General features: G+C 69.1%; 7 protein-coding genes. 1 reads left to right on the forward strand and 6 read right to left on the reverse strand.

What is annotated here, in order from left to right:
• Positions 1 to 83: 83 nt before the first annotated feature.
• The 6 genes from J3486_RS34185 to J3486_RS34210 form a co-directional block, all read right to left on the reverse strand.
• Positions 84 to 788, reverse strand: coding sequence for a helix-turn-helix transcriptional regulator (locus J3486_RS34185; RefSeq protein ID WP_207827565.1), 705 nt, complete (start codon positions 786 to 788; stop codon positions 84 to 86).
• 121 nt (positions 789 to 909) lie between these two features.
• Positions 910 to 1,737, reverse strand: coding sequence for a carbohydrate ABC transporter permease (locus J3486_RS34190; RefSeq protein WP_207827566.1), 828 nt, complete (start codon positions 1,735 to 1,737; stop codon positions 910 to 912).
• Positions 1,738 to 1,769: 32 nt separating this feature from the next.
• Entirely contained in the window at positions 1,770 to 2,576 is an 807-nt protein-coding gene (locus J3486_RS34195; RefSeq protein WP_229379072.1) for a carbohydrate ABC transporter permease, read from the reverse strand.
• Between the two features lie 61 nt (positions 2,577 to 2,637).
• Entirely contained in the window at positions 2,638 to 4,008 is a 1,371-nt protein-coding gene (locus tag J3486_RS34200) for an extracellular solute-binding protein (protein WP_207827570.1), read from the reverse strand.
• Between the two features lie 285 nt (positions 4,009 to 4,293).
• A complete protein-coding gene (locus tag J3486_RS34205; RefSeq protein ID WP_229379030.1) occupies positions 4,294 to 5,025 on the reverse strand; it encodes a response regulator in 732 nt (243 codons plus the stop codon).
• The gene (locus J3486_RS34210) at positions 5,022 to 6,719 is read right to left on the reverse strand and encodes a sensor histidine kinase (protein ID WP_207827572.1); all 1,698 of its coding nucleotides are present in this window, start codon (positions 6,717 to 6,719) and stop codon (positions 5,022 to 5,024) included. Before J3486_RS34210 ends, J3486_RS34205 begins: the two co-directional genes overlap by 4 nt.
• A 245-nt stretch (positions 6,720 to 6,964) precedes the next feature.
• On the opposite strand from J3486_RS34210, the gene J3486_RS34215 reads away from it, so the two are divergent.
• Complete coding sequence (locus tag J3486_RS34215) at positions 6,965 to 8,371, forward strand: cation:dicarboxylate symporter family transporter (protein ID WP_207827574.1); 1,407 nt, start codon at positions 6,965 to 6,967, stop codon at positions 8,369 to 8,371.
• Positions 8,372 to 8,836: the final 465 nt, after the last annotated feature.

Here is an 8,836-nt window from a genome sequence, read left to right on the forward strand (position 1 = left end):
CTTGCGATCGCACGCACCAGACGCCGCGGGGCCCGCCCTTCGGGCGGACGACGGGACTTTCGAAACACGCCCTAGTCCGGAATCTACGGATTCCTGATCCGCGACCAGAACTCCTCCAGGATCCGGTCCAGGAACTCGTGGCCCGCGTTCCCCGAGCCGGATGACGCACCGCCGCCCCAGCTCAGGGTCGCGGCCATCAGGGCCTGGTACTCCAGGTGCATCTCGTGGAGCACGTCCTCCAGTTCGCGGCGCTGGACCGGGATCAGCCGGCTCAGCGGCTTCACCTGGCCCTGCCAGCGGGTCTTCGCCGCGGCGCGGAGCAGTTCGGCGAGCTGGGCGTCGCGGCCGGTCACCGTCGCGAACGAACGCGGGGAGAGCCGCAGCACCTCGGCGAGCGCCGACGACTGGCGCTCGCTGCCCCGCCACTCTCCGGTCTCCTCCATGCGCAGATACGAGTGGATCTCCAGGCCCACGAACCGCGCCACGTCCTCCGGGGCGACCCCGAGCGTGAGCCGGTGCTCGCGCAGGGTCCGGGGCGCGCCGATGAGTTCGGCGGGGGAGCACCACAACGCCCCGGCCAGCGCGGTGAGTTCACCGGCGGTCGGGGCCGCGTCGCCGCGCTCCCAGGCGAGGATGACGTCGGGTGTCACGTACGCCAGACCGTACGAGGCGCGCATTCCGTACGCGACGTGCCCCGGGGCCATCCCGAGCGCCTCACGGAGGCGACGGGCGGCGGGGGCGTTGAACGGCGGGGTGGGCTGCTGATCAGCCGCGGCCTTGTGCTGCACGGGCACAAAGTAGGGGCGTACGCGCCGCTTGGCTACGGTGTGTTCGTCTTCAGTGACAACTCGTAGGAACGTACAGGTGCCGGACGGGTCGGTTCAGGGGCGTCCGGGGCCGGTCCGGGGGTCAGCCCTTCACCGCGCCGCCCAGCGCGAAACCGCCGCCGAACCGCCGCGACACCAGGACGTAGAGCAGGACCACCGGTGTCGAGTAGATGATGGAGAACGCCGCCAGCTGTCCGTACACGACCGTCCCGCGGTTGCCGAAGAAGTCGTTGATGCTGACCGACGCCGGCATCTGGTCGGGCGAGAGCAGCAGCATGAACGGGACGAAGAAGTTCCCCCACATCATCGCGAAGCAGAAGACCGTGACGACGGCGATCCCCGGCCCCATCAGCGGCAGCACGATCCGCAGCAGCGACTGGAAGGTGTTCGCCCCGTCCGTCCAGGCCGCCTCCTCCAGTTCCTTCGGCACCCCGTCCATGAAGTTCTTCATCAGCCAGATGGCGAACGGGAGTTGGGACGCCGTGAAGAAGTAGATCGTGCCCGCCATCGTGTCGATCAGATCGACCTGCACGAACAGCGCGTACACCGGCACCATGACCGCCGTGATCGGCAGACACGTCGCGAACAGGATCGTCGCCAGGTACGGGTTGTTGAGGCGCGAGCGGTAGCGGGACAGCGGATACGCGGCGAGCGCGGCGCACGCCACCGTGAGCGCCGTCGCCCCGCCGCACAGGATCAGGGAGTTGAGCAGCGGGGTGAAGGTGATGTCCGGCTTGAGCACCGCGTCGAAGTTGCCCAGGGTCGCGTGCGAGGGCCACTTCACCCGCAGGTTCGCGTCGGCGTCGACGGACGAGAGCACCACCCAGGCCAACGGCAGCGCGAAGGCCAGCAGGACGAGGACGAGGGTGGCGTCGGCGGTGAGACGGTTACGGGTGGTGCGGCGGGTCACGGATGCCTCCGTCTCGGGCTCGGCGCTCTGTGTCAGGACTCGGTGCGCAGCAGGCGCATGTAGACCACGGAGAACAGCGAGCCGACCACCAGCAGGAGCAGGGCGACCGCGGTGCCGTAGCCGATCATGCTCTTCTGGAAGGCCTGCTCGTACATGAACAGGGGGAGGGTCTGGCTGTGGTTGCCGGGCCCGCCGCGGGTCATCACCCAGATCAGGCCGAACACGGACAGCGTCTGCAGCGTGTTCAGCATCAGGTTCGTGCCGATGGAGCGGCGGATCATCGGCAGCGTGATGTGCCACAGGCGCTGCCACCCGTTGGCGCCGTCCACCTCGGCGGACTCGGTGACCTCGCTCGGGATCTCGTCGAGCGCGGCCGAGTAGACCAGCATCGAGAACGCGGTGCCGCGCCACACGTTCGCGAACGACACCGCCAGGATCGGCAGCGTGAACAGCCAGTTCTGGCTGGGCAGTCCGAGCCAGTCGAGGATCGCGTTGAGCGTGCCCTCGCGGCGGAAGAACGCGTACAGCAGAAAGCCCGCGACGACCTCCGGCAGCACCCACGCCGTGACGACGACGGCACCCGTCACGGTGCGCACCGGCTTCGAGGCGCGCTTCATGAGCGCCGCGAGCGCCAGGCCCAGCGTGTTCTGCCCGACGATCGACGACAGGAACGTGAAGACCAGGGTGAGCTTGACCGCGTTGAGGAACGCGTCGTCGTGGAAGGCGGTCCTGAAGTTCTCGAAGCCGACGAACGAGGACTTCGCCTGACCGGTGAGCTGGAGGTCGGTGAACGCGATGTAGACGCAGTAGGCGATCGGTCCGGCGAGGAACAGGACCATGAGGACGGTGGCCGGGGCGACGGGGAGGGCGCGGACCAGGGCCCGCGCCCGTCCCCTGGGGTCACGGCTTGCTGACAACTTTGCCGTCCGCGGCCGTCTTCAGCTGGTCGTCGTACGTGGACGCCGCCTTGTCCACCGAGGCGTCACCGGTCGTCACCGACTCCATGGCCTCCTGGATCGCCGTCGACACCTTCGGATAGGCCGGATAGGCGGGCCGGTAGTGGGTCGTACTCACCAGGTCCGTGAAGAACTTGATGCCGGGCTGCGCCTGGATGTACTTCGGGTCGGCCGCGACGTCCTTGCGGACCGCGATGCCGGAGTTGGCGATGTACCAGCGCCGGGCGTTCTCCTTCGTCTGCATCGTCTTGATGAAGTCGAAGGCCAGGTCGGGGTTGTGCGCCTTGGCGGGGATCGCCCAGGTCCAGCCGCCGGACATGGAGACCTTGCCGGGCGCCTGGCCGTTCTGCGTCGGCATGTACGCGAGGCCCAGCTTCTGTGACCACTCGGGCCACTCGTGCCCGGCGCCCTTGATCCAGTCCTGCGGCAGCCAGGAGCCGTCGAGGTCGATGCCGACCTTGCCCTTCGGCAGCAGCTCACCGCGGATCGTGGTCCCGATGTTCGGGTCGAGCGCGTCGGAGACGTCAGGGCCGAGCTTCTCCTTGTAGACGGTCTCGACGAACTTCAGGCTGTCCTTGAACGCCTTCGACCCGGCGATCCACTTGTCGCTCGCCTTGTCGTACAGCGGATCGGAGCTGCCGTCGCCCGTCCCGTACAGCAGCATCTCGAAGCCCTGCATCGTGGACTGCTCGCCGCCGGGCTTGCCGGTGTAGACGTTCAGCGGGGTGACGCCGGGGACCTTCGCCTTGATGGTGCGGGCGGCGTCGAGGACCTCGTTCCAGTTCTTCGGCTGCCAGGGGGTCCTGATGCCCGCCTTCTTCAGGATCGCCTTGTCGTACCAGAGGCCGCGGGTGTCGGTGCCGTCCGGAACGCCGTACGTCTTCCCGTCCTGGCCCTTCGCGGCCGTCTTCGCGGTGTCGATGAACTGGTCCCAGTCCGCCCACTTGGCGAGATACGGGTCCAGCGGCTTCAAGTACCCGCTGGTGATGTCGGAGTTGACGAGGAACGTGTCCTCGTAGACCAGGTCGGGGGCCGTCTTGGGGGAGCGGAGCATCTGCTGGAGCTTCGTGTAGTACTCGGCGTCCGGGGCCTTGATCGGCACGAGCTCGACCTTCTTGCCCGGGTTCTCCTTCTCGAACTGCTTCTTCATCGCGGCCAGATAGGTGTCCGGGACCTTGCTCATGTTGTCCGTGGACTGCTTGTACGAAACCTTGACCGTGTTCGCGTCGCTGCCGGAGCCACCGCCGCACGCGGTGAGGGTTCCGGCGGCCAGGAGCAGAGCGGTGGCGGTGAGCAGAGGGGCGGTGGGGCGCACGGGCACGACCTCCTACGGACCGTCGCGGGCTGCGTTGCCGCGCGGGGCTGCCCGTGAACGTACGGTCCCGTTCTGAGCAAGGTCAATGGGTGTGAACGGCATCAAGTTCCTTCGATGTAGTTAGGTTAGGATAACCTAAGTTACTCTGTGTAAAGTGCCCCAATGCCCCCATGCGCAAAGGAGTTTGACGCCGCATGTTCCGCATCACTCCCCGCGTCCGCCGCTGCGCGGCCCGCACCGTGGCCCTGATCGCGGGCGCCAGAGCGTGTCCAGGAGGTCCGCGGGCTACTTCCAGGTGTAGATCAGCTCGGGCCGGCCCACCTGCCCGTACTGCGGACTGCGCACCGCACGCCCCGAGTCGACCAGATGCTCCAGATAGCGCCGGGCGGTGATCCGCGAGATGCCCACCGTCTCGGCGGTGGACGCCGCGGTCACCCCCTCGGGCGCGGCCTCCCGCAGGGTGTGCGTGACCCGCTCCAGCGTGGGCGCGCTCAGCCCCTTGGGCAGCGCGGCCGGCGCGGGCGAGCGCAGATGGGACAGCGCCCGGTCCACCTCGTCCTGCCCGGACGCCTCCCCGCTGGTCGTCCGGTACTCGGCGTAGCGCAGCAACCGGTCGCGCAGCGTCGCGAAGGTGAACGGCTTCAGCACGTACTGCACCACCCCCAGCGACACCCCCTCGCGCACCACCGCCAGATCCCGCGCCGAGGTCACCGCGATGACGTCCGCGTGATGCCCGGCGGCGCGCAGCGACCGCGCGAGCGCCAGCCCGTGCCCGTCGGGCAGATGCAGATCGAGCAGGATCAGATCGACGGGCACCCGGTCCAGGGCGCGCCGGGCCTCGGCGGCGGTGTGCACCGTGGCGACCGCCGTGAAACCGGGCACCCGGCCCACATAGAGCGCGTGCGCGGCGGCCGCGACCGGATCGTCCTCGACGATCAGTACTCGGACGGTGCCGGTGCCGGTGCCGGTGCCTGCGCCGGCACCGTCCCCGCTGTCGCCGGTGGCATGGTCGCTCATGAGCTGCTGTCCTTCGCTGCGGCGGTGGGAGGAGCGGTGGGAGTGACGGACGGGACGCGGGGCGCGGGAACGGCCTCCATCCCGGTCGTCAGCGGCAGCCGCACCGTGAACACGGCGCCCCCGCCCGCATCCCGGTCGAGGTCGAGGGTGCCACAGCCCCGGGCCACCGCCTGCCGTACGAGGGCGAGCCCGAGACCCCGGCCGCCGGGACCGGCCGGCTTCGTCGACCAGCCACGCTCGAACACCGCGTCGGCGTGCTCCGGGTCCACCCCGGGCCCCGAGTCGGCGACCCGCAGCAGCAGGGCGTCCGCCTCCGTGCGCGCGGTGACGGTGACCCGGGCCCGCGGCGAACCCTGCGCCGCGTCGACGGCGTTGTCGATGAGGTTGCCGAGCACGGTGACGAGATCCCGGGTGGACACCGCCTGCCCGAGCACCCCGTCGTCCCCCTCCGCCACCCGCGTATCGGCGGACACGACGAGCTCGACGCCCCGCTCGTTGGCCTGCGCGGCCTTGCCCAGCAGCAGCGCGGCGAGCACCGGCTCGCTCACCGCGCCCACCACCTGGTCGGTCAGCGCCTGCGCCAGCTCCAGTTCGGCGGTCGCGAACTCGACGGCCTCGTCCGCCCGCCCCAGCTCGATCAGCGAGACCACGGTGTGCAGCCGGTTCGCCGCCTCGTGCGCCTGCGACCTGAGCGCCTGCGTGAACCCGCGCTCGGAGTCCAACTCGCCGATCATCGCCTGCAGTTCGGTGTGATCGCGCAGCGTGACCACGGTGCCGCGCCGGTCCCCGCTGGCGACCGGCGACGTATTGACGACCACGACCCGGTCGGCCGTCAGATGCACCTCGTCGACCCGTGACCCGGTGGCGAGCAGCGCCCCGGTCAGTGGCGCCGGCAGCCCCAGCTCGGCGACGGACCGCCCCACGACGTCCTCGTCCCCCACGCCCAGGAGCACCCGCGCCCCGTCGTTCATCAGCGCGACCCGCCGCTGTCCGTCCAGCATCAGCAGCCCCTCGCGCACGGCGTGCAGCGCGGCCTGGTGATAGGCGTGCATCCGGCTCAGCTCGGTCGCGTTCATACCGTGCGTGTGGCGGCGCAGCCGCGCGTTGATCACGTACGTACCGATACCGCCGAGCACCAGCGCCGCCGCCGCGACCGCCGCCACGGCGAGCACCTGTCCGCGCGCCTGCGCGGTGATCTCGTCGATCGTTATCCCCGCGCTGACCAGACCGACGACCCGCTTCTGATCGTCGTAGACGGGGGTGACGACCCGCACGGAAGCACCGAGCGTCCCGGTGTACGTCTCCGAGAACGTCCGCCCCTTCAGCGCGGGACCGATGTGCCCGAGGAACCGCTCACCGATCCGATGCGGATCGGGATGCGTCCACCGGATCCCCTTCGTATCCATGATCGTCACGAAGTCGACGCCGGTGTGCCGCCGCACCGCGTCGGCGTACGGCTGCAGCCGCACCGTCGGATCCGCGTCCCCGGTGATCGACTCGCGCACCGAACCGGCGTCGGCGACCGCCGTCGCCGCGGCCGTCGCCTGCCGCCTGGCCGCCGTCTCCGCCTGCCCCCGGTCACTGACATACGTGAACAGGGCGCACCCCGCGACCACGACCGCGACCAGCACGACCTGCATCGCGAAGAGCTGGGCGGCCAGGCTGCGGGGGCGGGGGAGACGCAAGGAGCGCATGCCGTCAGTCTGCCCGCAGGGGCATCCGGGAACTAAATGAACGGAAGGGTGACGGTGCTCACGGCCTGGGAGATAGTCACCGGGATCCGCAGCCGCGGTGCCGTGAGCCGCACGCACCGCGCTGCTCACCCGTACGTCTTTCCAGTACACCTGCCGAGCACGTCTTCCAAGCACGTCCTCCACGTACGTCTTGCAAGCCGTCTTCCCCGTACGCCGACACAGTCGTCAGCAGCCAGGAGGGAACCGTGGCCGAGAACGGGACCGCGACCGCCACCACCAAGCCGCCCGCCGCCAAGCGGGACCGCACGCACTACCTCTACATCGCCGTCATCGCGGCGGTCCTCCTCGGCGTCGCCGTCGGCTTCATCTGGCCCGACTTCGCCACGGAGCTCAAGCCCGTCGGCACGGGCTTCGTGAACCTGATCAAGATGATGATCTCGCCCATCATCTTCTGCACGATCGTGCTCGGCGTGGGTTCGGTCCGCAAGGCCGCCAAGATCGGCAAGGTGGGCGGTCTCGCCCTCGGCTACTTCATCGTGATGTCGATGGTCGCGCTCGGCATCGGCCTGATCGTCGGCAACATCCTCGACCCGGGCGCAGGGATGCACCTGACCGAGGCCACGAAGGACGTCGGTCAGACCGCGGCCAAGGACGCGAGCGAGGGCCCGGTCGACTTCGTCCTCGGCATCATCCCGACGACCCTGGTCTCCGCCTTCACCGAGGGCGAGGTCCTGCAGACCCTCCTCGTCGCCCTCCTCGTCGGCTTCGCCCTCCAGGCGATGGGCCGGGCCGGCGAGCCGGTCCTGCGCGGCATCGAGCACATCCAGAAGCTCGTCTTCCGCGTCCTCGGCATGATCATGTGGGCCGCCCCGGTCGGTGCGTTCGGCGCGATGGCCGCCGTCATCGGCGAGACCGGCATCGACGCCCTCAAGGCGCTGGCCACGATCATGATCGGCTTCTACGTCACCTGCGCGCTGTTCGTCGGCATCGTGTTGGCGGCGATCATGCGTCTGGCGACCGGCTTCAACATCTTCTCGCTCCTGAAGTACCTCGGCCGGGAGTTCCTGCTGATCCTCTCGACCTCCTCCTCGGAGTCGGCGCTGCCGCGCCTGATCGCGAAGATGGAGCACCTCGGCGTCTCCCGCCCGGTCGTCGGCATCACCGTCCCGACCGGCTACTCCTTCAACCTCGACGGCACCATGATCTACCTGACCATGGCGTCCCTCTTCATCGCCGACGCCATGGACCAGCCGATGAACATCGGCCAGCAGATCGGCCTGCTCCTCTTCATGATGATCGCGTCGAAGGGCGCCGCGGGCGTCTCGGGCTCCGGCATCGCGGTGCTCGCCTCCGGCCTCCAGTCCCACAAGCCGGGCCTGGTCGACGGCGTCGGCCTCATCATCGGCATCGACCGCTTCATGAGCGAGGCCCGCGCCCTCACGAACTTCGCGGGCAATGCCGTGGCCACGCTGCTCATCGGCACCTGGACCGGAGAGGTGGACCGCGACCGCGTGAAGCGGGTCCTCGCCGGGGAACTCCCCTTCGACGAGCGCACGCTCCTGGATTCCGCTTCCGACGCCGACGACAGCTCGGAACTCCCCGCGCCGCGCGACGGCGGGGCCGACGCGACGAAGCAGCCGGTGGGCGCCTGACCTGGCGGTTCAGGCTTGGCGGGCCCGGTGCGACGTGTCGCACCGGGCCCGCTTTTGTACTACCGGCGATCGTGGCGTAGAGTCCTGCGAGTTGTCCGGGCCACCACGACCGCAGGACAGCACCTCACGCCGCGCATGCGGCACCCACACCACAGCACGATCTCCCACGGGATTCATTTCGGCGTGCCCGAATTGAATTCCAACCCCCGATTAGGTTCGGGGCGGGAAATCCGCTAAAGTCTGGGACGTCGGAACGGCCCAACAGCCGGAAAGACAAGCCCCGCTGACTGGGAATCAGGCCCGAAAGGATCTGATAGAGTCGGAACCGCCGGAAAGCTGAAAGGCCGGAAAGCGGAGCAAGACCCCGAGGAAATCGGCCGGTGAAACGGTCTGATAGAGTCGGAAACGCAAGAAAGAAAGACCGAAGGGAAGCGCCCGGAGGAAAGCCCGAGAGGGTGAGTACAA

This window comes from Streptomyces sp. VRA16 Mangrove soil, assembly GCF_017377775.1.
Classification (GTDB): domain Bacteria; phylum Actinomycetota; class Actinomycetes; order Streptomycetales; family Streptomycetaceae; genus Streptomyces.